This is a genomic window from uncultured Aquimarina sp., assembly GCF_947495315.1.
Lineage (GTDB): Bacteria > Bacteroidota > Bacteroidia > Flavobacteriales > Flavobacteriaceae > Aquimarina.
This window is the reverse complement of sequence record NZ_CANLYD010000006.1, coordinates 1-26,854: the sequence shown is the minus strand read 5'-3', so window position 1 is coordinate 26,854 and position 26,854 is coordinate 1. Positions and strand designations below refer to the sequence as shown.

At 32.4% G+C, this 26,854-nt stretch carries 26 protein-coding genes; 19 read left to right on the top strand and 7 right to left on the bottom strand.

Annotated features, from left to right (window positions below; all coding sequences use genetic code 11):
* The first annotated feature begins 41 nt into the window (after positions 1–41).
* The 6 genes from serC to Q0910_RS12005 all read left to right on the top strand — a co-directional run bounded on the left by serC (position 42) and on the right by Q0910_RS12005 (position 4,443).
* Positions 42–1,106, top strand: coding sequence for a 3-phosphoserine/phosphohydroxythreonine transaminase (gene serC / locus Q0910_RS12030; RefSeq protein ID WP_299216546.1), 1,065 nt, complete (start codon positions 42–44; stop codon positions 1,104–1,106).
* Between the two features lie 133 nt (positions 1,107–1,239).
* Positions 1,240–1,479: a four helix bundle protein gene (locus Q0910_RS12025; RefSeq protein ID WP_366142659.1), complete on the top strand. Its 240-nt coding sequence runs from the start codon at positions 1,240–1,242 to the stop codon at positions 1,477–1,479.
* A 24-nt stretch (positions 1,480–1,503) separates the two neighbouring features.
* Positions 1,504–2,454 (top strand): D-2-hydroxyacid dehydrogenase, encoded by a 951-nt coding sequence (locus Q0910_RS12020; RefSeq protein WP_299216544.1) that lies wholly within the window; start codon positions 1,504–1,506, stop codon positions 2,452–2,454.
* A gap of 189 nt (positions 2,455–2,643) precedes the next feature.
* On the top strand, positions 2,644–3,288 hold the full coding sequence (locus Q0910_RS12015; protein WP_299216534.1) for a DUF937 domain-containing protein: 645 nt from the start codon (positions 2,644–2,646) through the stop codon (positions 3,286–3,288).
* A gap of 171 nt (positions 3,289–3,459) precedes the next feature.
* Entirely contained in the window at positions 3,460–3,879 is a 420-nt protein-coding gene (locus tag Q0910_RS12010) for a DUF6146 family protein (protein ID WP_298540606.1), read from the top strand.
* A 39-nt stretch (positions 3,880–3,918) separates the two neighbouring features.
* Positions 3,919–4,443, top strand: coding sequence for a DUF6787 family protein (locus Q0910_RS12005; RefSeq protein WP_299216531.1), 525 nt, complete (start codon positions 3,919–3,921; stop codon positions 4,441–4,443).
* Positions 4,444–4,505: 62 nt separating this feature from the next.
* Here Q0910_RS12005 and Q0910_RS12000 read toward each other — a convergent pair whose 3' ends face one another.
* Genes Q0910_RS12000 through msrA form a run of 3 tightly spaced genes read right to left on the bottom strand, consistent with a single transcriptional unit; the run spans position 4,506 to position 6,032 of the window.
* Positions 4,506–4,820, bottom strand: coding sequence for a hypothetical protein (locus Q0910_RS12000; RefSeq protein ID WP_299216528.1), 315 nt, complete (start codon positions 4,818–4,820; stop codon positions 4,506–4,508).
* Between the two features lie 47 nt (positions 4,821–4,867).
* Complete coding sequence (folE, locus tag Q0910_RS11995; protein ID WP_299216525.1) at positions 4,868–5,464, bottom strand: GTP cyclohydrolase I FolE; 597 nt, start codon at positions 5,462–5,464, stop codon at positions 4,868–4,870.
* A gap of 10 nt (positions 5,465–5,474) precedes the next feature.
* The gene (gene msrA, locus Q0910_RS11990; RefSeq protein ID WP_299216522.1) at positions 5,475–6,032 is read right to left on the bottom strand and encodes a peptide-methionine (S)-S-oxide reductase MsrA; all 558 of its coding nucleotides are present in this window, start codon (positions 6,030–6,032) and stop codon (positions 5,475–5,477) included.
* Between the two features lie 147 nt (positions 6,033–6,179).
* Here msrA and Q0910_RS11985 point away from each other — a divergent pair, with 147 nt between their 5' ends.
* From Q0910_RS11985 to Q0910_RS11960, 6 genes are all read left to right on the top strand, one after another.
* On the top strand, positions 6,180–8,612 hold the full coding sequence (locus Q0910_RS11985) for a DUF5916 domain-containing protein (protein WP_299216519.1): 2,433 nt from the start codon (positions 6,180–6,182) through the stop codon (positions 8,610–8,612).
* A 53-nt stretch (positions 8,613–8,665) separates the two neighbouring features.
* Positions 8,666–9,334, top strand: coding sequence for an ABC transporter ATP-binding protein (locus tag Q0910_RS11980; protein WP_298540620.1), 669 nt, complete (start codon positions 8,666–8,668; stop codon positions 9,332–9,334).
* 50 nt (positions 9,335–9,384) lie between these two features.
* The gene (locus tag Q0910_RS11975) at positions 9,385–10,158 is read left to right on the top strand and encodes a TIGR02757 family protein (protein WP_299216515.1); all 774 of its coding nucleotides are present in this window, start codon (positions 9,385–9,387) and stop codon (positions 10,156–10,158) included.
* A 141-nt stretch (positions 10,159–10,299) separates the two neighbouring features.
* Positions 10,300–11,760 carry an alkaline phosphatase PhoX gene (locus Q0910_RS11970; protein ID WP_299216512.1) on the top strand — a complete coding sequence of 487 codons (1,461 nt, stop codon included), beginning with the start codon at positions 10,300–10,302 and terminating at the stop codon, positions 11,758–11,760.
* A 23-nt stretch (positions 11,761–11,783) separates the two neighbouring features.
* Entirely contained in the window at positions 11,784–13,586 is a 1,803-nt protein-coding gene (locus Q0910_RS11965; protein WP_299216509.1) for a cytochrome c peroxidase, read from the top strand.
* A 100-nt stretch (positions 13,587–13,686) separates the two neighbouring features.
* Complete coding sequence (locus tag Q0910_RS11960) at positions 13,687–14,904, top strand: GAF domain-containing sensor histidine kinase (RefSeq protein WP_366142658.1); 1,218 nt, start codon at positions 13,687–13,689, stop codon at positions 14,902–14,904.
* Here the strand turns inward: Q0910_RS11960 and Q0910_RS11955 are convergent.
* Together Q0910_RS11955 and Q0910_RS11950 are read right to left on the bottom strand one after the other, a co-directional pair.
* Positions 14,901–16,457, bottom strand: coding sequence for an FAD-dependent oxidoreductase (locus tag Q0910_RS11955; protein ID WP_299216506.1), 1,557 nt, complete (start codon positions 16,455–16,457; stop codon positions 14,901–14,903). The two genes, Q0910_RS11960 and Q0910_RS11955, sit on opposite strands and share 4 nt — an antisense overlap.
* 52 nt (positions 16,458–16,509) lie before the next feature.
* Positions 16,510–17,238 carry an NYN domain-containing protein gene (locus Q0910_RS11950; protein ID WP_299216503.1) on the bottom strand — a complete coding sequence of 243 codons (729 nt, stop codon included), beginning with the start codon at positions 17,236–17,238 and terminating at the stop codon, positions 16,510–16,512.
* A gap of 54 nt (positions 17,239–17,292) precedes the next feature.
* On the opposite strand from Q0910_RS11950, the gene Q0910_RS11945 reads away from it, so the two are divergent.
* The 3 genes from Q0910_RS11945 (at position 17,293) to Q0910_RS11935 (ending at position 19,881) form a co-directional block, all read left to right on the top strand.
* Entirely contained in the window at positions 17,293–18,030 is a 738-nt protein-coding gene (locus tag Q0910_RS11945) for a DUF2071 domain-containing protein (RefSeq protein ID WP_299216500.1), read from the top strand.
* 651 nt (positions 18,031–18,681) lie between these two features.
* A complete protein-coding gene (locus tag Q0910_RS11940; protein ID WP_299216497.1) occupies positions 18,682–19,170 on the top strand; it encodes a hypothetical protein in 489 nt (162 codons plus the stop codon).
* 201 nt (positions 19,171–19,371) lie between these two features.
* Positions 19,372–19,881 (top strand): porin family protein, encoded by a 510-nt coding sequence (locus Q0910_RS11935; protein WP_299216494.1) that lies wholly within the window; start codon positions 19,372–19,374, stop codon positions 19,879–19,881.
* Between the two features lie 55 nt (positions 19,882–19,936).
* On the opposite strand, the gene Q0910_RS11930 is transcribed toward Q0910_RS11935, so the two are convergent.
* Positions 19,937–21,166, bottom strand: a complete 1,230-nt coding sequence (locus Q0910_RS11930) for a DEAD/DEAH box helicase (protein WP_299216491.1) — start codon at positions 21,164–21,166, stop codon at positions 19,937–19,939.
* Between the two features lie 520 nt (positions 21,167–21,686).
* Between Q0910_RS11930 and Q0910_RS11925 the strand changes: the two genes are divergently transcribed.
* The 4 genes from Q0910_RS11925 to Q0910_RS11910 all read left to right on the top strand — a co-directional run bounded on the left by Q0910_RS11925 (position 21,687) and on the right by Q0910_RS11910 (position 26,206).
* Positions 21,687–22,484 (top strand): hypothetical protein, encoded by a 798-nt coding sequence (locus Q0910_RS11925; RefSeq protein WP_299216488.1) that lies wholly within the window; start codon positions 21,687–21,689, stop codon positions 22,482–22,484.
* A gap of 101 nt (positions 22,485–22,585) precedes the next feature.
* Positions 22,586–24,511, top strand: a complete 1,926-nt coding sequence (locus tag Q0910_RS11920) for a BatA and WFA domain-containing protein (protein WP_299216485.1) — start codon at positions 22,586–22,588, stop codon at positions 24,509–24,511.
* Entirely contained in the window at positions 24,508–25,761 is a 1,254-nt protein-coding gene (locus Q0910_RS11915) for a dihydroorotase (protein WP_299216482.1), read from the top strand. Before Q0910_RS11920 ends, Q0910_RS11915 begins: the two co-directional genes overlap by 4 nt.
* A 115-nt stretch (positions 25,762–25,876) precedes the next feature.
* Positions 25,877–26,206 (top strand): hypothetical protein, encoded by a 330-nt coding sequence (locus Q0910_RS11910; RefSeq protein WP_299216479.1) that lies wholly within the window; start codon positions 25,877–25,879, stop codon positions 26,204–26,206.
* 13 nt (positions 26,207–26,219) lie between these two features.
* Here Q0910_RS11910 and Q0910_RS11905 read toward each other — a convergent pair whose 3' ends face one another.
* Positions 26,220–26,567 carry a hypothetical protein gene (locus Q0910_RS11905; protein ID WP_299216476.1) on the bottom strand — a complete coding sequence of 116 codons (348 nt, stop codon included), beginning with the start codon at positions 26,565–26,567 and terminating at the stop codon, positions 26,220–26,222.
* Between the last annotated feature and the right edge of the window lie 287 nt (positions 26,568–26,854).

Sequence of the window (26,854 nt, the reverse complement as noted above, 5' to 3'; positions counted from 1 at the left end):
TAACAAGAAAAGTAATTAATAAAAAACAATAAAAACTACTGATGAAAAAGCACAACTTTAGCGCAGGACCTTGTATTCTACCACAAGAAGTATTCAAAGAAGCATCCCAGGCTGTATTAGATTTTAACGATTCTGGGCTATCCATTTTGGAGATTTCACATCGTAGTAAGGATTTTGTAGATGTAATGGATGAAGCCCGCAGTTTGGCTTTAGAATTACTAAGCTTAGAAGGTAAAGGATATAAAGTACTTTTTCTTCAAGGAGGAGCTAGTACTCAATTCTTAATGACTGCATACAATTTATTACAATCAAAAGCCGGATACATTAATACTGGTAGCTGGAGTGATAAAGCAATCAAAGAGGCTAAAATTTTTGGAGAGGTTGTAGAAGTTGCATCTTCTAAGGATGCAAATTACAATTACATTCCTAAAGGATATGATGTACCCGAAGATTTAGATTATCTACATTGTACTAGTAACAATACTATTTTTGGAACACAAATCAAAGATTTTCCAACTATCAATGCACCTCTAGTATGTGATATGAGTAGCGATATATTTTCCAGACAATTAGATTTCTCAAAATTTAGTTTGATCTATGCCGGAGCACAAAAAAATATGGGTCCAGCAGGAACTACATTAGTAGTTGTTAAAGAAGATATTCTTGGGAAAATAGAACGACAAATCCCATCTATGCTGGATTATAAAGTACATATTAGTAAGAGTAGTATGTTTAATACTCCTCCTGTATTTGCAGTTTATACTTCTATGCTAACATTAAGATGGTTGAAGAAATTAGGTGGAATTGCGGCAATTGAAGAACAAAACGAGAAAAAAGCAAATCTCATCTATTCCGAAATAGAATTAAACCCTCTTTTTAAAGGATTTGCTGCAAAAGAAGATAGATCTATGATGAATGCTACTTTTTCTTTAGTAGATGAAGATCTTAAAGAAACATTTGATGCTATGTGGAAAGAAGCTGGTATAAGTGGCGTAAACGGACATAGAAGTGTAGGAGGCTATAGAGCTAGTATGTACAATGCTATGACAATGGAAGGTGTTGCTGCATTGGTAGATGTAATGAGTGATCTAGAACGAAAAGCGTAAGAAATGATAAATTTTAAGTGTTAAATTATAAATAAATATGATTGAAGAACGTAGTTTTCAATTTGCACTTAAAATCATACAACTTGTAAAATTCTTGAGAGAATCTAAGGAATATGTTTTTGCTGATTAAATTTTGCGTTCTGCTACAAGTATTGGTGCTAATGTTGCGGAGGCTGGTGCGGCGCAATCTAAAAAGGATTTCATTTCTAAAATGGCAATTGCTTCAAAAGAAGCTAGAGAAACAAGATATTGGCTGCGGTTATTAAATGAAAGTGATTTAGTTAACATAAACTTATCTTCTCATCTTGATGAAATAAATCAAATTATAAAAATTCTAACAAAAATAGTTAAGACAAGTCAACTTAAAACTTAACATTAAAAATTTAAAACTTTTAAAATGAAAGTATTAGCAAACGACGGAGTATCTCAAAGCGGTATTGATGCCTTGGAAAAAGCTGGATTCGAAGTGCAAACTACAACAGTTGCTCAGGATCAGTTAGTAGATTATATTAATGAAAATGAAATCAATGTATTATTAGTTCGTAGTGCTACTAAAGTAAGAACTGATATCATTGATAACTGTAGTTCTTTGAAAATTATAGGACGTGGTGGTGTTGGTATGGATAACATCGATGTAGCCTATGCTCGTGAAAAGGGATTGCACGTTATCAATACTCCTGCTGCATCATCTGGATCGGTAGCAGAATTAGTTTTTGCTCATTTATATGGTAGTGTTCGTTTTCTTCATGATGCAAACAGAAATATGCCATTAGAAGGTGATAGCAAATTTAAGAACCTTAAAAAAGCATACGCCGGTGGAACTGAATTAAGAGGAAAAACACTTGGTGTACTAGGTATTGGTCGTATTGGTCAAGCAACCGCTAAAATTGCGATTGGAGTTGGTATGAATGTAGTTGCATTTGATCCGTTTATTGAAGAAGTAGATATTCCTTTGGAATTTTTTGATGGACAATCATTAAATTTTAAAATAAAAACCGTTTCTAAAGAAGAAGTTCTTAAACAAGCGGACTTCTTTACCTTACATGTACCTGCTCAAAAGGATTATGTTATTGGTAAAGCTGAGATTGAACAAATGAAAGATGGTGCTGGATTAATCAATGCTGCGCGTGGTGGAGTTATTGATGAAGTAGCCTTAGTAGAAGCTTTAGAAAGTGGTAAATTAAGTTTTGCTGGTCTGGATGTATTCGAAAATGAACCGAGTCCAGCGATTAAGGTATTGATGAATAATAAAATATCATTAACACCTCATATTGGTGCTGCTACAGGCGAAGCACAAGATAGAATTGGTCAAGAACTTGCTGATCAAATAATCTCTATTCTTAAATAATACGGAAACAAACTAAATACTTAAAAACACCTTTTGCATATAATTTGTAAAAGGTGTTTTTCTTTTTACCTCCTTTCATCGATAAAATCTTCTTTTCATCTATTATCTCCATAAATAAAACAATAGTTATTCCATAATTTTATCAATAAAAAATGTAACTTTAAATCACATAATAAAAAACTTTAAATCATGTCTGGAATTTTAGATCTTTTAAATAGCCCAATGGGCCAGCAAATTGTAAGCGGCGTTAGTAGTCAAACAGGACAATCTGCCGATAAAACAGGAAGTTTACTAACTATGGCTATGCCAGTATTAATGGGCGCTATGCAAAAAAATGCTTCAACTCCTGAAGGTGCTTCAGGAATATTAAGTGCATTGAATGGTAAACATTCTGGTGGTGGAATTTTAGACAATTTAGGAGGTCTTTTCCAAGGAGGTGTTGAAGATAATGTAACTAATGATGGTGCGGGAATTCTTGGACATATTTTAGGAGGAAAACAACCAGCTGTAGAAAATGCGCTAAGTCAAAAATCTGGAATGGATGCTGGTTCTGTTGCTCAGATTCTTAAAGTAGCTGCTCCAATACTTATGGGAGTTTTAGGTAAACAAGCTTCTCAAAATAATGTATCTGATGCTAATGGGTTATCGAATATGCTTGGAGGAATGCTCGGAGGAGGACAAGGGTCTAAACAACAATCACTAATAGAATCTTTTCTAGATGCAGATGGTGATGGTAGTATCCTTGATGATGTAGCTGGTATGGTACTTGGCGGCGGTAGTAGTCAGAAAAAAGGTGGCCTTGGAGGATTACTCGGTGGTCTCTTTGGAAAATAGATTTACAACTATTGTTTTAATAAATACTGAGAAGAGTCTTGATGTTTGTATTAAGACTCTTTTACTATTTTAGGTCTATTCAAATAAATTTTTATAAATTAACACAACAAAAAAACGTTAAAGCTTAAAAGTAATTAACGTACTTTTTGTAATTTGATTTTTATTAAGATTATGAAAAATAGTATTTACACATTTATCCTAGTGTTATGTATCTATAGTTGCGGAACAACTAAAGATAGAAAACTTGATGTTACATCCGCAGATAGCATTTCTGACACTGTAAGAATTGCGAATGATAGTTTAGAGTATGAAATTATTATAATAGAACCAGGTTTTAATGGATGGCTTGCTACTCAAAGACCGAGAGGCTACTATAATCAAAGTTTTCTGGAAGTAAGAAATCGACAATATGTTACTGAATATAATCAAAGGGTTATGCAGCCACAGCTATTTGATCCGAATTTATATATTCAGAGAATAAACTATGAATTGCAGACTGATTATGGATATGAGGTAAACTATCTTCTATACAATTATTTTCTATTTTTTGAACGACAATATAATCAACGATTTATAGTAAGTAGAGGTTAAAGATTTTGACACAGAAAGTTTAAGTTGTATTTTTGCGATATGCAAAAGTTTAAAGATCGCTGGGAAATTCAGGCTAATTGGCAACTACTTTTTCCTATCCTTGGATTAATAGGATTATTAGTTTCATCATTTTTACTTGGTAAGAGATTAATACTTGGAATTTTAAAACTTACAGAAACTCACGATTTTTATTTTCCATTAATAACTGTAATCACCGTATTAATTTTTACTTTATTATTGGTTTTTACATTGAAGATCTTTGGACCTCTAGAAAAAAAATGGAATGTTACGTATCGATGGGAGTTAATTGCTATTTTTATTGCTTTTGCCATTACAGGTTCTACTGCAGCCAGAATTTCTGACCCAATTATACAATTAATAGGATTTGATAGAGAATCTACAGCCGGATGGATATACTGGCCTTTGCGAATATTTCTGATATTCCCTGTATATCAGATAATACTATTAATCGTAGGATGGCTGTTCGGACAATTTAAATTTTTCTGGTGGTTTGAGAAAAAAATGCTTCGTAGAATGGGTTTTGCACGATTTATTAAAGATTAAAGAATACGAATACTCTAAAAACTTTAAATTCCTTGAAAATGTAGCTATATAAATTGTGTTGTTTACGAAACAACTTCTACTTCGATTATTTTAGCATCTTTATCTATAATCTCTTCTTTATTAAGAACAAAAGTATATAACCACATTAGAGTAAAAGTTGGAATTATATCTGTTCCAGGAATTATTTCCTCTATAAAAGTTATAACTGAAGCTATCTTACCTTTTTTTCCAGGATACATATCCATCATCTTTTTTGCAGCATAATGGGCCCATATAATATCTAAAAATGGTCCAACAAAAGGAATAGCTAATGAAGCCATACCAATTAAATCATAAACAATACCTTTTTTTAATAATTTATATTTATTCTTTTTCATAAGTTTCTATTTACTAATTATATAACAAAAAAAATGCCAAAAAATTGTTATGACAAGTCTGCAGTAATTAACCTTAAAAACTCAGTACGGGTTTCAATTTTTTCGAACTGTCCTCTAAATCCTGAAGTTGTGGTTACCGAATTTTGTTTTTGAACACCACGCATCATCATACACATATGAGCAGCTTCAATTACTACAGCAACTCCCTTTGGTTTTAGCGTATTATTAATACATTCTAAGATATTATGAGTTAAGCGTTCTTGTACCTGAAGACGTCTTGCAAAAACATCCACTATCCTAGGTAACTTACTCAATCCAACTATTTGACCATTAGGAATATACGCAATATGCGCCTTTCCAAAAAACGGTAACATATGATGTTCACACAAAGAATATAATTCTATATCCTTAACAATGACCATATCGTCATAATCTTCCTTAAACATAGCACTTCTCAGAATTTCTTCAGGATCTTGATGATATCCTTGAGTCAAGAATTGCATTGCTTTCGCCGCACGCTCAGGAGTTTTTTCAATTCCTTCTCTACCTATGTCTTCTCCCAGATCCGTAATTATAGATTTAAATTTATCTTTTATATCATCAGTAACTTTTATATTGTATTCTTCGAAATTATTATATGGCATTATATCTATGTTAGTTCTGTATTTCTTTTTTTAATTTACTTTTATAAGTAGCCTGCAATTTACTTAGTTTTGGATTAATCACAAACTGACAATATCCTTGATTACTATTTTGATTATAATAGTTCTGATGGTAATCTTCAGCATTATAAAATGCTCCTAACGCTGCTACTTCCGTAACAATGGGGTTATCAAAAACACCTTCAGCATTAAGATTCGTAATCATTGTTTGCGACCGTTCTTTTTGATCATCATCCGTATAAAATATGGCACTTCTGTATTGAGTTCCACGATCCGCTCCTTGCTTATTCAAAGTTGTAGGATCGTGAGTTGCAAAAAAGATTTCCAATAATTCATTATAGCTAATGATATCAGCATCGTATTCAATTTTTATCGCCTCAGCATGACCTGTTCTTCCTGTGGTAATTTCGCGATATGCAGGATTCTTAATGGTTCCTCCCGTATATCCAGAGATTACTTGATCTACACCTTCTAATCGTTGAAAAACAGCTTCTGTACACCAAAAGCATCCACCAGCAAAGACAGCAGTCTCTAGGTTATTTTTTCCCATAATATTGTTAAATAGTAAATATTGTTTAACGAATTTACATATATATTAAACAGCACTAATGCTTTTTAACTTTTCATTAGTAAGTCATTTAGTTGTAAATCCTAGTTTTGCAAGTAAGTCGAAAAAGTAAGGATTTTTTTACAAAACATGAATAGAAAACTACGCCCTATCTTAAGTGTGCTACTCGTTCTGCATGCTACTCTTTTATTTAGTCAAGAAAAAAAACAAATTACAGCACACAGAATAACAACAGCTCCAAAAATAGATGGTATTCTGGATGATCAGATTTGGAACGATATTCCTGCTTCTGGTGATTTTAGGATGTGGCAACCTGGAAATGAAGGAACAATACCAGAAAATCTTCGTACCGAAGTTAAAATGGCCTACGATAATAAAGCTGTATATTTTGCTGCGTATTTATATGACGATCAACCCAATAAAATATTAAAACAATTTAGTCAACGGGATGATGTCTTTGCTCAAGCTGACTTTTTTAATATCTCGATAAACACCTATAATGACGGGATTAACGAAACTCGATTTTTTATTACGAGTGCAGGAACGATTGGAGACGCTCGAGCTGATCAGTTCAATGAAGATTTTAGTTATAATGTAGTTTTTAATGCTAAAATTTCCTACGATGAAAAAGGTTGGTACGCTGAATTCAAAATCCCTTACAACGCCTTACGCTTTCCTGAAGTAGCTGTACAAGATTGGAGTATTAACTTCTATAGACGTTTACAAAATAGGAATGAAACACATTCTTGGAATTTTGTAGACAATAAGGTTGGCCAACGAACACAATATAATGGCTTAGTAAAAGGTGTGGAAAATATAAATCCACCTGTGCGACTTACCTTTTTTCCTTTTGTTCAAGGATTGGCTGCTAGCTTCGATGGAGAAACTGAAACTGATTTTAGCGCCGGACTAGATGTTAAATACGGATTAAGCGATAGTTTTACATTAGATGCAACGCTAATACCTGATTTTGGACAAGCAGCTTTTGATGAAGTACGACTTAATCTGGGACCATTTGAACAAACTTTTGGAGAAAACAGACAGTTTTTTACAGAAGGAACAGAGCTGTTTAATAAAGGACGGGTATTCTTTTCCAGACGTGTAGGTAATGGACCTTCCGGTTTTGTTTCTGAAGATGAACTTATGGAAAATGAAGTAGCAGAAGACAATCCTTCTAAGGTGAACCTACTGAACGCGCTTAAAATTTCGGGAAGAACTAAAGGAAACCTTGGTATTGGTTTTTTTAATGCTATTACAGAAAAAACAGAGGTCCGCATAACGGACACTATTACAGGAGACCAGAGAAGTAAAGTAGTAGAACCTTTAGCTAACTACAATATATTTGTTCTAGATCAGCAGTTTAATAATAACTCCTCCATTTCATTAATAAACACTAACGTAACCCGTAATGGCAGTGATTTTAGAGATGCTAATGTAACTGGTTTGGTATGGAATCTAGCAAACAAAGCTAATTCGTATAGATTAACAGGTCGATCTATAGTAAGCCAGGTAAATCTGCCAGGAGATAATATTGGAGGTTTTAGATCAGAGCTGGATTTTGATCGTATCAAAGGTAAATGGAGATATGGATTTGGACATGATCTAGCCAATACTACTTTTGACATTAATGATTTAGGAGTGAATTTTAGAAATAACTTCAATAGTTTTAGGGTTAGTACATCTTATCAGATTTTTGAACCTACTGAATTGTTTAATAATTATAGAATCAATCTATTCGCTAGACATCGAAGATTATACGATCCTAGTGTACAAACTTCTAATTCTGTTGGTGTAGATTGGTTTTTCGTAACCAGAGAACGCTTTGGTTTTGGAGGGTTTACAATTTATGATTCTGATACGGATGATTATTTTGAGCCTAGAGTGGATGGCAGATTTGTTACATACAGCGAGAATCTTGGCGTTAACTTATGGGTATCTTCTGATTATCGCAAAAAGTTTGCTTATGATATACGTGTATTTCATCGTAATTGGTTTGAAGATGATCAGCAAACCTATAGTATGAACCTTTCTCCTAGGTATAGGTTTTCTGATAAGTTCTTAGTTATTTGGGCAACAGACTACTCTATAAGAAAACGAAATTTCGGATATATTGACAATGATGATACTGATGTGTTCTTGGGTCAACGAGACATCACTACCATAGAGAATTCATTAAGCGCCAGTTACAACTTTGACCCATACAAAGCTATTAACCTACGTTTTAGAAATTTTTGGAGTACTGCAGATTACTCTGAAAATGTATTTTATACACTAAACGATGATGGAACACGTACTCAGACCGATTACGACATTTCTGAAAATGACCCGAATACCAATTTTAATATATGGAATCTTGATCTAAGTTTTAGCTGGAGATTTGCTCCTGGTAGTGAAGCTACCCTACTCTACCGAAATCAGATTTTTAACCAAGATGAACTTTCTACGATTAATTACTCTGACAGTTTGGATAATCTTTTTGGTCAGCCTATTCAACATACTTTATCATTAAGAGTGGTATATTTTCTGGACATAAATAATTTAAAAGGTTCTTTTAAGGGATAATCTTGCCGAATTTTAGGATATTAGTTATTTTCACTGATTCAAGAAACATATAGATGATTAAAGCTAAAAATATTCACAAAAATTACGGAGACTTACACGTATTAAAAGGTGTTGATCTACATATTAAAGAAGGTGAAATTGTTTCTATCGTGGGAGCTTCTGGCGCAGGAAAAACCACTTTGTTACAGATTCTGGGAACATTAGATAGGGCGTCAGAGCTAAAAGGGAGTGATTTATCGATCAATAATAACATTATCAATTTCTTGTCTGAAAAACAATTGTCTAAATTCCGAAATGAGCAATTAGGATTTATTTTTCAGTTTCACCAGTTGCTACCAGAATTTACAGCGTTAGAAAACGTATGTATTCCGGCATTTATCAAAAAGGTCCCAAAAGCTGAAGCAGAAAAAAGAGCAAAAGAATTACTTGACTTTTTAGGTTTGGGACATCGATATGATCATAAGCCGGCAGAACTTTCTGGAGGTGAACAACAAAGAGTTGCTGTAGCACGCTCATTAATTAACAATCCAAAAGTAATTTTTGCAGATGAACCTTCGGGAAACCTGGACAGTGAATCAGCAGAGAATCTTCATCAATTATTCTTTAAACTTAGGGACGAATATGGTCAAACTTTTGTTATTGTCACCCATAATGAAGAATTGGCGAATATGGCAGATCGAAAATTAGTTATGGTAGATGGTAAAATTGTCGATAAAACATAATGGACATCCTCTTTTTAATTTTTGAAATTTTCAACACTGAATAAAACTTCGTGAAGAAACTAAGCAAATCCGAACTCAAAGAATTTCTTGATGAAAAAGCTGCTTTTTATGAACAACCAAAATTCATAGAAACAGACCCCGTTCAAATTCCACATCTTTTTACACAAAAAGAAGATAAAGAAATAGCAGGCTTCCTAACGGCAACAATTTCCTGGGGAAATCGTAAAAGCATTCTTACTAATGCGCATAAACTGATGTTTCTAATGGGTAACTCTCCCTATGATTTTATAATGAATCATTCGGAAAGTAATCTCGATAATTTAGAAGGTTTTGTTCATAGGACCTTTAATCATATTGATCTAACATATTTTATCAAAGGTTTACAAAATCTTTATATAAAATTCGGAGATATGGAAGGATTTTTTAATCAATATGCAAGCGACGAATATCTACAAACCGCAATTCACTACTTTAAAAAAGAGTTTTTTAGCTTACCACATCAAGCCAGAACCGAAAAACATGTAAGTGATCCACACAAAAACTCCGCTGCTAAGCGAATTAATATGTTTTTTAGATGGATGATACGGGATGCCAGTGCTGGTGTGGACTTAGGAATCTGGAATAGCTTATCTCCTTCACAATTATCTTGTCCCTTAGATGTGCATTCTGGTAATGTTGCTAGAAAATTAAATCTGTTAAGCAGAAAACAAAATGATGCCAAAGCATTACATCAACTTGATGTTAATTTAAGGTTATTAGACCCGTTAGATCCTGTAAAATATGATTATGCGCTATTTGGATTGGGTGTTTTTGAAAAATTTTAGCTTAGAACAATTCTAAAGAGTAACATGCTGTTTACATTCTAAACATTAGGTTGACGTTTCTTTAATAAACATAAAACATTTCCATAAAGTCATTGAGCTTACGGTCGTAGTAAATTTGTGAAAACAAAAATTTACACAATCATGAAAAATTACTTCAGACTTCTTGCGCTATGTTGCGGTTTGCTATTCATTTCTTGTAACGATGATGATGATACTTCAACACCACCTATAGGAGATCTAATTGAATTAGAAAGCAGATCAACCTCACCTGTTCTTTTGAAAAAAATGTCTGGTTTTACAGATATTGAAATCTACAATTTACTTTCATCCGAAGATACTTACATTCCTAATTTCACTTACGGTTCTATGGCTGATGGTGCAGGTTTACTTCGTAATGCAGATGGAACATACACGCTAATAAATAATATAGAAGCAGATTATGCTGTAGCAAGAATTACATTAGATGAAACTTTTAAACCTATAAAAGGAGAACATATTCTTAATGCGGTAGCTACCGCAGAAACAGCACAATGCTCTGGTTCTATGATCACTCCAGAGGAACACGGTTTTGGTCCTATGTATTTATCAGGAGGAGAATGGGGAGGAAATTCTAAAGGAGTTTTCGCTACCGATCCCTATAGAGATCCTTCTGTTGCTTCTACTCCAAGAATGTTAACTGCAATGGGACAATGGTCTACAGAAAATGCAGTAGCAATCGGAAAAGATGCATATCCAGATAAAACAGTGGTATTTATAGGCGATGACAACAGTAATAACGAAATTCCTTCGGGTCAATTGGGTATGTATGTTGGAAACCGAGGAGATCTTGAAGGAGGAAAACTGTATGGACTAAAAGTTACTTCTCCCGGAATTACATATGAAATGGATATGGAAGAAGGTACAGCATATGATATGGAGTTCGTAGAACTTACCGAAAAAGACATTGATCTATTAGATACTGAAGCTAAATCAAAAGGTGTAATGGGATTCTCTAGATTAGAGGATATCGACTGGAGAAGAGGCTCTGCTGCTAACAATAGAGAAGTATATTTAGCAGTGACAGGTAGAGATAAACCAGACCTTATCGGAAAAGGAACTCGCTCTGGAAGAGTTTATAAGGTAGTATTGAACGAAAATGATCCCACCGGAGCTGGTAAAATTACTTGTGTATTAGATGGTGACAAAGAAGGCGGTAAAGCTGAAGCTTTTCACAGTCCAGATAATATTTTAATAACAGAAAATTATGCCTATATCCAGGAAGATCCAAACGGAATTCAGGACTTTAAACCAGCCGCTGCTCATTACGCCAGATTATACCAATATAATCTTAATTCAGGAGCTCTAAAAGCTGTTTTAGAATGTGATCAAATTAACGCTGCCGCTCAAGGATATGGTCCTGCAGATAGAACTTGGGAGATTACAGGAATGATTGATATCTCGGATATTATTGGTGTGGATGAGACATTTATCTTAATGACTCAGAATCACGGATGGGAACGAGCTGATGGAACCCCTTTCACTGATCCTAATGCCAATCCAAATGTTGCAGATAGCAGAAAAGAAGGCAGTATGATGTATATAGTTAAAGGGTTAGGAAGATAATACTTATATCACATTATAATAAAATGCAGTTATTTTTAAACTATAAAATTAATAAAGGGGCTTATCGTATGATAAGCCTCTTTACCTTACTTATCGTATTTTCTTGCGCTAAAGAAAAAAAGATAGAAAAGCTACCAGTTACTACGATTATGCAACAACAATTTGATAAAGATATTTTAGCTACGATTGCATATCTCGATAGTATTAATCAAAATCCATCTAATGCCGAAAACAATTTTAAGGAAGCTAAAAAATATTTCAAAAAGCTAGAACCTATACTATCAAGTTTGGATGTAGAAAATTATGGATTTCTTAATCAACCAAACATACTAAAAGTCGAAGAAGAAGATTTTACTGATATCAAAATTAAATCTCCAAGCGGCTTTCAAGTTCTTGAAGAAGAGATTTTTGTGGATAAAATAGATACAACCACAATTGTAAAACATGTTAATTTAATCATTGGTCGATTAAAGCTTATTAAAAAAAATACAAGCTTTGATCATTTAAAACCATATCATTTTCTATGGCTACTTAGAAAAGCAATAGTAAGAGTAGCACTTACAGGAATTACCGGTTTTGACTCTCCCATATTAGAAAACTCATTAGGAGATTCTCGAATAGTTTACCAAAGCTTGTATACATATTTATCAATCTTTAAGGATGAATTTAGTGATAAAAACCTATTCAATACATGGCAGACTGAAATCGAAACTACTTTGGATAATTTAGAAGGAAATTTTAATAAATTTGACAGGTATCATTTCATCAAAAACCATACACACAAACAGTTAAACCTGTGGAATCAGACAGTAACGGACTGGGAGGTAAAATTTCCTTTCGAATTGGCGATAAAAAATGATGCCACTTCTCTTTTCTCATCAGACACATTTAATGTAAATTATTTTGCTGATCAAAGTCAAAAAGAACTAAGTTCAGAAAAAGTAATGCTTGGAAAAAGATTGTTCTATGACACCAATCTTTCATCTAATAAAAAGATAAGCTGTGCGACTTGTCATCAACCAGAAAAAGCATTTACAGATGGGCTCAAGATTTCTAAGGGAGTTACTCGTAACAGCCCAACACTTATGTACGCTGCATTACAACAAGCTTTTTTTTATGATAAAAGAGCTGGTGGACTAGAAGGTCAAATCATAAACGTAGTTGAGAATCAAAATGAATTTCATACAGACTTAGAAACTTTAGAAAATGCTGTTTCAGAAGATACTACATATATTAAAGACTTTTCAAAGGTGTACCTAAATCGAAAAATAAACAATAATGATATCAGAAATGCCATTGCAAGCTATATCAGAAGTCTAACACCTTTCAATTCTAAATTTGATAGAAATATCAACAACCTGGAAAATACACTTTCTCAGAGTGAAATTAATGGATTTAATCTCTTTAATGGTAAGGCCAAATGCGCTACTTGTCATTTTGCTCCACTATTTAATGGCACTGTTCCTCCAGATTATAAAGAATCTGAAATAGAACTAATTGGTGTTCCATCAACTAATGATACCATTAATGCGATTATAAGTGAAGACTTAGGAAGATATATGGTGTATAAGACACCTGAACGAAAACACTTTTTCAAAACACCAACAGTACGAAACGCCGAGATAACAGGTCCATACATGCATAACGGTGTATATACCACATTAGAAGAAGTAATGGATTTTTATAATCGTGGTGGCGGAGCTGGTATAGGAATAAATCAGCCATATCAAACCTTACCTTCGGATCCTCTAAATTTAACAAAGCATGAGATTGATGACATTATAGCTTTTATAAAAAGTTTAAACGAAAACATGGATGAATATTAGATATTTAGGCGTTTTTGGAATAATCTGAGTAGGGAATTCTTAATTTCTGATTTTTTTTTGTTAATTTTATTAAGAATTGTTTCAAACAAGACAATTCTTGATGAAGATGATCGTACCAGCACTCCCCGTAAACGAAGATTTTAGAATTGAAGCTTTAAAATCGTTGAATATTCTTGACACTGAATCCGAAAATAAGTTTGATGAGATTACAGCGCTGGCTGCATATTTATGTGATACAGAAATTGCTTTAATATCATTAGTCGATAGTGACAGAGAATGGTTTAAGTCTGCACATGGCTTTTCTACTAATGAAATACCAAGGAAACAATCTTTCTGTGCACACGCAATTCTAGAACCAGATACTCCATTGATAATCAAGGACGCACGAACAGATGAGCGTTTTCACGATAACCCGCTTACATTAAATGGTACAGTAATCTTTTATGCCAGTATCGCACTTATTGATAAAAATGGTTTTGCGTTAGGAACTTTATGTGTAATTGATAGTCAACCCAAAGAACTTAGTGATAAACAACTAGAAGCATTAAAATCACTTGCTCATCAAGTTGTCATTTTATTTGAACTCAATAAAAAAAATAATGACTTAAAGAAAGTAGAAGATAAGCTGAGAAAACGAAACGAATCTCTAAAAGAATTTGCCAGAGTGATATCTCACGATTTAAAAATGCCACTAGCTAATGTGATTACTACTTCGGATTTATTGAAACTGAAATTGGCTAATAATCTAGATAAGGAGACTTCGCAGTATTTCGAATATATAAAACAATCCTCTTTTTCGATGAGTGATTATATCAATGATGTCCTAGATCATTATGAAAGTGATAGCTTAGTTCAAAACAAACCTGAATCATTTAAACTTAATCACCTTCTTAGAGAAATTGCGGAGCTACTGAGTATAAAACCAGATTGCACTATCAACTTTCCGGAATCAAACCCAACATTAAACTGCAATAAATCAGCACTAAAGCAAATATTTTTCAATCTGATAGGTAATAGTATCAAGTATAATGATAAAGAACATATTATAATAGATATAGAATATACAGAGGACAATGTCTTCTATTATTTTAAAATCACTGACAACGGAATGGGTATCCCTGATGATCAAATAGGTTCTATTTTCGAATTATTTACGACAGCTAATGGAATCGATAGAAGTGGTAATAAAGGAAATGGAATAGGACTTTCTACAGTAAAAAAATTAGTAGAAACACTTGGAGGGTGTATCAAGGTAAAATCCAACCTTGGAGTACAAACCACATTTGATTTTTCTATTAAAAAGCAAACAAAAATCTAAGTTATAGTAGCTACGCAAGCTTCTGTACATTTTTCTCCATCAATTGCCGCAGAAATAATTCCTCCTGCATAACCAGCACCCTCACCACAAGGATATAGTCCTTTTATTTGTGTGTGTTCTAGTGTGTATCGATCTCTAGGTATTCTTACCGGAGATGAAGTTCTTGATTCTGGAGCGTGTACAACAGCTTCATTTGTTAGGTAACCACGCATACTTTTATCAAAAGCTTTAAAACCTTCCTGAAGCGTACTATGAATAAACTTTGGAAAAACATCATTCATATCTACAGAAGTTAAACCGGGTTTATATGAAGTTTCAGGCAAATCCAAAGATGTTTTCCCTTGTGTTAGATCCACTAATCGTTGCGCAGGAACTCGTTGAGTTTCTCCAGCTAAACGCCAGGCTTGCTGTTCTATTTTTTTCTGAAAATACATTCCAGCTAAAGGTCCATATTCAGAAAATTCTTTAAAATCTTCTAAACGTAATTCTACTACAATCCCGCTATTAGATGTAGGTTGATCTCTTTTTGATGGTGACCAACCATTAGTAACTACTTCTCCCGGACTCGTTGCACAAGGAGCAATAACTCCGCCGGGACACATACAGAAAGAATACATGCCTCTACCCCTTACCTGTTTTACTATACTATAAGGAGATGGAGGAAGATACGGTCCACGAACTTCACATTTATACTGTATTTGATCTATTAATTGCTGAGAGTGTTCTACTCTAACTCCTAATGCAAATGGTTTTGCCTCTATTTCTATATTTTTCTTATGTAATAACTCAAAAATATCCCTAGCCGAATGTCCTGTAGCCAGAATTACTTTATTGGTATCGATTGTATCGCCATTTTGCAATGTTACCCCAGTAATTTCAGAGTTCTTGATATTAAAATCAGTTACACGTGTTTCAAAATGTATTTCTCCGCCATGTGCTTTTATTTTTTCTCTGATAGCTGCTATAATTGCGGGTAATTTATTCGTGCCTATATGAGGATGTGCTTCAATTAAAATCTGATCGGTCGCCCCAAAACCAACTAATAATTGAAGAATACGGTTTACATCTCCCCTTTTCTTAGAACGTGTATATAATTTACCATCACTATAGGTACCTGCTCCTCCCTCTCCAAAACAATAATTAGAATCTTCATTTACAATATGATCTCTATTTATTGCTTTAAGATCCCTCCTTCTGTTACGAACATCCTTACCTCTTTCTAATACTATTGGTTTATAGCCTAATTCTACACAACGTAAAGCTGCAAATAATCCAGCAGGACCAGCTCCAATAATGACAATCTCGATTGCTTTTGATACATCCGGATATTCAGGTAACTGAATAGGTTGTTCTACAAAATCTTCATGCACATATACCTTTATTTTCAGATTTATTTTAACAGCTTTTTGACGAGCATCAATCGAGCGTTTTAAAATTTGTATATATCTGATTTCATTTAAAGGAATACCATTTTTTCTGGACACTTGGGTTTTTAACTGATCGGGATCTGCCGCAATTTCTGGTGCTACTTGTATGCTAAATTCGTATTGCAAGGGATATCAATTCTAATTTTTCGCGAAGATACAATGTTATAAAAAAACAAATCTACTTATTGCGAACATAAACCAATTTAAACTTTCGATTACTCTGATCTCTTTGCTCTATCTCGAATTGCTTTAGTGACTTAAACAAAGGCGTTAACTTTTCGAATCCAAAATTTCTGGAATCAAAATTAGGTTGTTTTTTAAGAATAAGAGAACCTACATCTCCCATAAAAGCCCATCCATCTTCATCAGCGGCATCAGAAACAGAATTTCTTAGTAACCTCATTACTTTAGGAGTAATTTTATCTAAATTAGTTTTTTCTGACTTTTCTTTACCATCCTTTTTCTCTGTATCTTGCTTCAGAATTTCTAGATAAATAAACTTATCACAAGCTACAATAAATGGATCCGGTGTTTTCTTTTCTCCAAGTCCATATACGACAACACCCGCTTCTCTTAATCTCATTGCTAATTTAGTAAAATCGCTATCAGACGAAACCAAACAGAATCCATTGACTTTCTCTGAGTACAATATATCCATTGCATCAATGATCATAGCAGAATCCGTAGCATTTTTACCAGTTGTATAGCTATATTGTTGGATAGGATTTATTGCATTTTCTAATAAAATATTCTTCCATTTTGCCAGATATGGTTTTGTCCAATCTCCATAAATTCGCTTAATTGTTGGTGTACCGTATTTAGTAATCTCTTCCATCATCTCTTTCAGATATTTTGCTGGTATATTATCACCATCAATGAGGACAGCTAATTTTGTATCTTTAATCATGTTTTTAAAGGTACGTAAATACGATATCTAAAAAAAGTATTCAATACTAATCTAATGAGCATCCGGGAAATATTAAAAAATACTCAGCACCGACCTTGGGATGTGCCTAATGAACCTTGGAAATATTACCAAGAATGGAATAGCGCAATTTTCTTACATTGGAAAGTTGATTATTATGATGAGCTTAAGAAATTTGTTCCTAAAGAATTGGAAATAGATTTGTTTGAGGGAAGTGCCTGGATTTCCTTAGTAGCTTTTTCAATGGAAAAAATTAGACCAAAATATCTTCCATACTTTCCTCCTATTTCTAATTTTAACGAAATTAACATTCGAACATACATTAAATCAGGAAAAAAGACTGGGGTTTATTTCTTGAGTATCGAAGGAGGTAAAAAGATTTCTTGCATGATCGCCAGAAAAATTTCTGAACTACCATATCGATATTCTAAAATGAAAAGAAGATCAGATTCTTATACTTCATCTAATGATACTTTTAGAGACCTCTTTAAAATTCAATTTAAAATAGGAGAAGAACAAAAAACTAAGCCCAATCTGGATATTTGGTTAACAGAACGATATGCCCTTTTTCAGGATTCTAAAGATATCATGAATGAATATGAGATTCATCATCCAGAATGGCCTTTACAAGAAATCAAGATTGAAGAGCTGACGGTTAATTATCCGCGATTTAAGAATTTGCTCAAAGGAACACCAAATCAAATTAGCTATTCAAAAGGAGTACAGGTAGTCGCTTGGGGAATGCATAAAAAGAAATTAACTGATTATTATTAACTAAGACGTACGAAAGATATTAATACGGTAAAATATTTTAGATTTTTAAAAAGTTTGACTTTAAGCTAGATTCCTCTAATACAATACAGAAACTCAGTTTTACGTTTACATACTTATTGATAATAATCCAATGACTATGAAAAATCTGGAAGACAAAACATCAAGGTTTATAAGTAAAAATCTAATCGGATTAAAGCCTAAAGGTACAATTGAATGCTTTCTTGATGATACATCTTCTATATCATGCAAAAGCAGCTATTCATCAGGTTTATTAAGTCGTTCGGAGCAAAAATTCTTTGAAAATCTATCGGAAAAAGACTCCTCTGAATTTCTTAATATGGTAAATGAGCTAATACAAAAATCTTCAAATAGTACTAATGGTTCAATACGTTCGTGTCTAATTAATTTTAATTCCATTAAATTTGAATTCAGTTATTATTGAGCAAACCAAAAACATCATTTACATAACCATATTTGGAAATAAAGACGCTAAACATATTTTCAAGAAACCTAGAACAACAAAAGGAATTTTATAATGACCTATTAGGATTTCGATGTCAAAAAAATCTAGATACTCTCAGTCTTTCTACCCAAGAAAACACATTAATATTCAGAAAGTGCGACAAAGATTTTTATTATCATTTTGCTTTTTTGATACCTACAGGATCTATAGAATATGCCATTGATTTTTTAGAAGAATTAAATATTGAGCTTTTACCATACAAAGGAGAAAAAATAATTCAATTCGATAGCGGCTGTGCTATTTATTTTTATGATAAAGATGAAAATATAGTTGAATTTATTGAACGACCATTAGCAAACTATCCTAAAAGCAATAATTTTTCTATTGACCAAGTAATTAAGCTTAATGAAATAGGGTTGCCCCATACAGACCCCATAAGAATGGCAAATACATTGGTTAAAGAATTTGGAATTAATCCTATCAATAAAAATAGTTTTAGAGAAAATTTTTGTTGGGTTGGTGATCATAACGGGGTGATTATTGTAACAAAAGAAGGCAGAAATTGGCTTCCTACATATAAACCTGGAATTGTCAATGATTTTACTATTTGTTATAAAGATATAGAAAAAGAATACTACTTATCTTTTGAAAATAATAAGATAAAAATAATAGAATAAGGCTCTTTTTTTATATAGAATCACTCTAAAAACAGTTTTTTACCCGAAAAAACAAAGCTTTCGTCGACCCTTTCTGTTACTGGGATTAACAGTATTTTATAGTACGAAACAGGGGTTATCTCTCCTTCAAATAAGTGATTTTAACCTTTTTTTAGTATTTAAGTTTCTATATTTGATTTGAACAAACAATTAATTAGACTTATGAAAAAACTATTTTTTTTAGCCATTGCGCTTATCGGTTTTACTACAATTTCTAATGCACAAAGTATCAAATTTGGTGTAAAAGGAGGTGTTAACTTTTCTAATATAAACGGAGATACTGACCTAGACAGCAGAACAGGATATCATATCGGAGTTGTTGGACAATTAGGAATCGCTGACAAATTTGCAATTCAGCCAGAAATCTTATATTCTGCTCAAGGAGCCGATGATACGGATATTGACTATGTGAATATACCTATATTGGTAAAATATAAATTTCTTAAATTTGTTAGTTTCGAAGCAGGTCCACAATTTGGTATCGTAGTAAATGATGATTTTGAAGTTGGAGAACCAGAAAGCTTTGATGTTAGTGGTGCCGTAGGAGCAGGTGTAGAATTCGGGAAATTCTTTGCTCAAGCAAGATATAACTTTGGATTAACGGATGTTGTAGACAATGTTGATTCTAAAAACGGAACTTTCCAACTTTCTGTAGGATATTATATCTTTTAATTATAAAAATATTTCATAGATCATAAAAAAAGCGGAAGTAAAACTTCCGCTTTTTTTATGATCTTTTACGCCTTCTGTTGTTATTTCTATTATTGCGTTTAGGTTTTCCTTGCTGATTTTTCTTTGGTGCCGCGGCGTTATAATCAAAAACAAAACTTGGTTCAAAACCTTCTATGGTTTCTTTAGGTAGCGTTAATCCTAACAATTTCTCTATTCCTTTTACATAAGCTACTTCTTCCTGAGAAACTAATGAGATTGCTTCTCCGCTTGCTCCTGCTCTACCTGTACGTCCAATTCTATGAACATAATCTTCAGAGATATTTGGTAATTCATAATTAATCACATGTGGTAACAAAGGGATATCCAAACCTCTAGCAGCAATATCCGTTGCCACTAATACTCTGATTTTATTTTGTTTAAAACCTGCCAATGCTTTTGTTCTCGCTCCTTGACTTTTATTACCATGTATTGCTGCAGATGTAATTCCGTTTTTAACTAACTTTTCGCTTAAGCGATTTGCTCCATGTTTTGTTCGCGTAAAGATCAAAACTTGCTTCCAATTTCCCTCAGAAATTAATTTGATGACTACTTCAGATTTCTTAGTCTTATCAACCTTATACATCTTTTGATCTACCTTCTCTGCTGTTGTATTTTCTGGAGCTGCTTCTACAGATACAGGATGATGTAAAATTCCATTAGCTAATTTTTTGATCTCTTTAGAGAATGTAGCAGAGAATAAAAGATTTTGTCGTTTCTGAGGCAACAAAGCTAATATCTTATTGATATCTCTCTGGAATCCCATATCCAGCATTCTATCTGCTTCATCTAATACTAATATTTCAGTTTTTGCCAAAGAAAGAGCTCTTTGACTATGTAAATCTAATAAGCGACCGGGAGTAGCAACTAATATATCAACTCCATTTCTTAAAGATCTGATCTGCGGATTAGCATTTACACCTCCAAAAACTACCATAGATCTAAGGTCTACAAATTCGCTATATGCTTTTACATTATCCAATATTTGAGCAGCTAGTTCTCTGGTTGGGGTTAATATCAATGCTCGAATAGGTCTTTTTCTATAGTGTTGCTCTTGCGATAATAACTGAAGTATAGGTAATGTAAAACCTGCTGTTTTACCAGTCCCTGTTTGAGCTGATGCTAATACATCTTTTCTTTCTAAAATTGGTGGTATTGCTTTTTCCTGAATTGGGGAAGGAACAGTATATCCTTTTTTATCGATTGCTTTTAATAGAGCATCGGATAATCCTAATGAATTAAATGACATATAAATTGTTTAAGAAACAACAATCTATTACGTTATGCCATTTCTGAATGCAGCTGCAAAGGTACGCCTATTTTTTAGTATCAAAATTTTCTTATTAGTTTTCTCTCTTTATTTAAAATCTAATCCATAAGAATCCTTTATTTATAACAAATTATGATATGTAATTATCAAATTTAAATTATTAGATTTCACAACTCCGAAGTAATCCTGTACTATATTAGCGTAATGGAGAAATGATTTTGAAATGAATAAGGTAAGTCTTTCGGGTTTAATACTATTGCTAACATAAAGATGGACTTCTAATTCTATGTGGTTACATCAAATTGTTTTCAAAGTTACTCTCCCATTATATCTTTCACTGAAAATAGGGAGAGATGAAATAATAAATGTGCTTACTTTTATACTAAAATAAAACAAAAAGTATATATAAACCTTCTAACAAATAAAGTCAAAATCATATAATATATGTTATTGGAAGTTAAAGACTGAAGCAATAAACCTAAAATAATTTAAAGACATTATGCAATCTAAGTATATCATTAATCCAATTTTTATCAGTTCCTTATTGATTCTTTTGATAAATGATTTCTATCTTAAATATGCTTTTCATAATTGGATTACTGGAAAATTATCTGACATATTTGGAATCATAGTTTTTGCTTTATTTTTAACAGCATTTGCCAATAAATTTAAAAAAAGCATATTTATAATTACAGCTATTGCTTTTAGCTTCTGGAAAACATCCTATAGTCAACCGATTATAGAGTTTTGGAATGCTTTAGGAATTATACAATTTGATAGGACAATAGATTATACTGACATTATTTGTATTTTAGTCTTAATACCCTTATACCTATACTCCCCTTCTATTCATATTAACAAGTCTAAAAAGATAGTATTTAAATTAGCCAAACCTGCTTTAATTAGTATAACCTTCTTTGCTATATTAAGTACTTCGCAAAGACGCTATTTAATGCCTAATTCTATAAAAATAGACAAAAACATTACTATCAAAATGCCTAAAGACTCATTTTTCCATCAACTGGAAAATGATAAGATCAACTACCAAAAAGATGATATATTGATTGTAAAAAGAGATACTTTTGATAAATATATTCTTAGAAATATTGTGTTAGGGTATGACACAATACAAAAAGTAACCATAGGTGTAAGAGATAAAAAAAATAAAACGAGTATATATATCGATAGTTTGGTTAATAGAGAAGAAGACGGTAACTTCTATCTTACATTTGATAAGAAGTGGCTAAAAAAATATAAAGTAAATCTGATAAAACTATTAAAGAATAGAAATCAGTAAAACTATTTGATAGATTATAATATTTTCTTACCCTAAAAATTCGTTAAGCCTAAACGGTCAATAACAAATCTTATAGTATATTTGACAAACGTTAATCAAGAATGCAATTTAGACACCCAGAATTTCTTTATGCTTTATTTGCACTTGTTATTCCTATTATAGTTCATTTATTTCAATTACGTCGTTTTCAGAAAGTACCTTTTACCAATGTACAATTTCTAAAAGCCGTTACTATACAGACACGTAAAAGTTCTCAGATTAAAAAATGGTTAACACTTCTTGCGCGATTATTGGCACTAGGAGGACTTATTATTGCTTTTGCGCAACCATTTTTAGCTTCAGAAGAAATCGTTGGTAAAAAAAGTGAAATGGCAATTTACCTGGATAATTCCTTTAGTATGCAAGCCAAAGGCTCTAAAGGTCCTTTGTTACAGAGAGCCATCCAAGAGCTACTGAGTGTATTACCAGAAGACGAAACCATTTCTATCTTTACGAATACCAAAACATTTAAGGATGTTAGCAAAAAAGACATTCAGAATGATTTACTTCAGCTTGAATATACATCCAATCAGATACCATATAGTGCAGCATACCTAAAAGGAAAACAACTTATTGGAAATGCTCCGGAAACTATTAAAAGGATTATTATGGTCTCTGATTTTCAGCAAAAAAATGAGGCTTTTGATATCCCTTTTGATCCTGATACTGAAACAAATTTTGTGCAACTACAACCAGTAACTCGTCAAAACATTTCAATAGACAGTCTTTCATTGCAGCGTAATACAAATAACGAATTAGTTCTTAATGTTCTAGTGAGTAATACAGATGCTAATGCGGATAATGTGTCTCTTGCGTTTTATAATGACGAAAAGTTATTAGCAAAAACGGCTGTTACAATCCCTAAAAATGGGACAACAAGTACTCAGTTTAAAATTGATGAAAACATTAAAGTTAATGGTCGTATTGTACTAGAAGATCCTGCCTTAACTTTTGATAATTCCAGATATTTTACGATTAATACACCAGAAAAAATTAGGGTACTAGCCATCAATGAAGCAAACGATAGTTTTATAAAAAACATCTATACCACTGATGAATTCTTTCTAATAAGTACAGTATTAGAAAAGCTAAATTATAATGATATTAGTAATTCTAATCTGGTGCTGATTAATGAAATGAAACAAATTCCGGTATCATTAATCAATGCTCTTAAATCATTCGAAGATCAAGGTGGTACTATATGCTTTATTCCTGCTACAGATGGTAATATCGTTTCATACCAACAACTGATTAACAGTTTTTCTAAAGAAGGGTTATTAGAATTAAATACACAGGAAAAGAGAATAACCGGTATTAATTTTTCGCATCCGTTATACAGAGGGGTTTTTGACAAAAGAATAACTAATTTTCAATATCCGAAGGTTAATTCGTTCTATAGAACTAATTCTGATAATAGTATTTTATCTTTCGAGGATCGTACGCCTTTTTTATACAAAACAAATTCTTTATACATATTCACAGCATCAATTAATAACGAGAATTCTAATTTTAAGAATTCACCACTAATTGTTCCTACCTTATATAACATTGGAAAACAAAGTTTGCAACTTTCTGATATATCATATATTATAGGACAAACAAACACCTATGATATTCCGATATCTTTAGGACAAGATGGAATATTATCTTTAGAATCGAACGAGGAAAGTAATATTCCCCTCCAACAAAGCTTTGCTACCAAAGTGCGGATTACAACAGATGAAGTACCTACAAAAGCTGGAATATATGCACTAAAAGATAAAGAACAACTTATCCAAAATGTAAGCTACAATTATAATACTACAGAAAGTGATTTACAATATTACGACCTTTCTACTACGACAGAATATGTAGTAAATGATTCTATAACATCCTTATTTGAGCAAATAAAAGAAGAAAGTAGTATTCATGAACTTTGGAAATGGTTTATTATTTTTGCTCTGATTTTCTTATTAATTGAAATCCTATTATTAAAATATCTAAAATGAATTTCTTATTAAAGGCTGCTACCATTATTGATCCCTCATCGCCCTTTCATAATCAAACGGTAGATATTCTAATCGAAAACGGAATAATTAAGGATATTGATGCTTTAATTGAGGCTAAAGAAAATGTAGAAGAAGTTAAACTAGACACACTACACGTATCACAAGGATGGTTTGATAGTAGCGTAAGTTTTGGAGAACCTGGATATGAAGAACGAGAAACTATAAACAATGGATTAGCTGTTGCTGCTAAAAGTGGTTTTACCAGTATAGCTGTCAATCCAAACACCTTACCAATCACGGATACAAGTTCCTCTGTAGGCTTCCTAAAAGGAAAAGCATTACAGAACCCTGTCAATCTACACCCTATTGGATCATTAACAACAAAGTCTGAAGGTGTAGATATGGCAGAGCTTTATGATATGAAACAAGCCGGAGCTGTAGCTTTTGGAGATTATAAAAAACCTGTTAAAAATCCGAACTTGCTTAAAATAGCTTTATTATATGCTCAAAACTTTGATGGGCTGGTACTTTCTTTTCCTCAGGATAATAGTATTGCCGGAAAAGGTATGGTGAATGAAGAAGAACAAAGCACATTACTCGGACTAAAAGGAATTCCAGCACTAGCAGAAGAATTACAAATCTCCAGAGATCTTTTCCTACTGGAGTATACTGGAGGAAAATTACATATTCCAACAATATCTACTGCTAAGTCCGTTCAATTAATCAGAGAAGGGAAAGAGAAGGGATTACAAGTAAGCTGTAGTGTTTCTGTACATCATTTATCTCTTACCGATGAAGAACTAACAACTTTTGAAACTAATTACAAAGTATTACCTCCATTGAGAACTCAAAAAGATGTAAATTCTTTACTAGAAGGTGTTAAGGATGGGACTATCGATATGGTAACCAGCGATCACCAACCTATGGATGTTGAACATAAAAAGGTAGAATTTGATAATGCTAAATATGGAACTATTGGTTTAGAAAGTGCATTTGGAATACTAAACAGTATCCTAAGTATTGATCAAACTATAGCACTGCTTACGCAAGGAAAATCAATTTTTGGAATCGAAAGTGTTTCTATTGATAAAGGAAATAAAGCTGACCTATCCTTATTTACACCAAAAGGGAATACAACATTTATAGAAAAACATATACTATCAACTTCTAAAAATAGTGCCTTTATAAACAAGAGTATAGAAGGAAGTACATATGGAATCGTAGGGAACGGCCAGTTAGTATTGAAATAAAATAGTGTTTTTATAAATACCTGGTAGATTAAAACCAAAAGAACCTAGATTACCTATCACAGATCTATTTCTTTGATAGTATTATTAAAAATGAACAAAAAACAATAACATCATCATGGAATCAGATTATGCAAAACAAGGAAAAACAGCTGCTATTGTTTCTTATATAACTATTATAGGAACGATTATAGCCTTTTTTATGAATCAAGATGATAAAAATACGTTTGCCAGTTTTCATATAAGACAAGCATTAGGGTTATGGATTATGTTCTATCTGCTAACTGCTTTTTCAGGTATGTTTAATTCTTTTTTTATTAATATTTCTTTTTGGATTTTTTCAATTGTTCTTATTGTATATGGATTAATCTTGGCTTCCAGAGAAGAACAAAAAGCAGTCCCAATCGTTGGCGCTTATTTTCAGGAGTGGTTCACTTTTATCAAATAAACTCCTTATATATTTACTCAATAGCAAATTTAGTGAGCTTTAGATCAGCTGATAATGTTATAACCAGTATTATTGAATCATTTTCTGATTGCACTAGGTACCTGTTGCCACCATCTTGATCCATAAAATCGAATTCCGAAAATTTGCCTTGATCCTCTAAGGTTTTAGTTAGAAATTCTTTCACTTTATCAATAGTAAAAGTGGCTTGTAAATCAGTGGAGAATTGATCAAAAATTTTTTGTGCATCATTAGCATTATATGATTCGATTATGGTTTTCATTGTATTTTCATAATCAGCGTCTGATTGAGCTATACATATTTGTAAACAAAAGAATAAACCAAAATACATCAATTTTTTCATAGCAATATTAATTTTTAAAAGGTTTTAAGAAAAGGGAATATTCCACTAATTTCATCAAAAATAAGTATTAATACGTATTTAACAAATAAGAATTATATAATTTTAAGTCTGATATAGTAATAATTTAAAAATAGCATTCAAAAAATCCTGATGAATCTTATTTATCAGGATTTTTTTGAATAAAATATAATTAGAATACTTATTGCGCTAGTTTAGGACTCCATTTAAGGAAGTTAGGTTTAATGACTAACTGAACCCATCCCCAGTTTTGTAATCCACTTGGATTA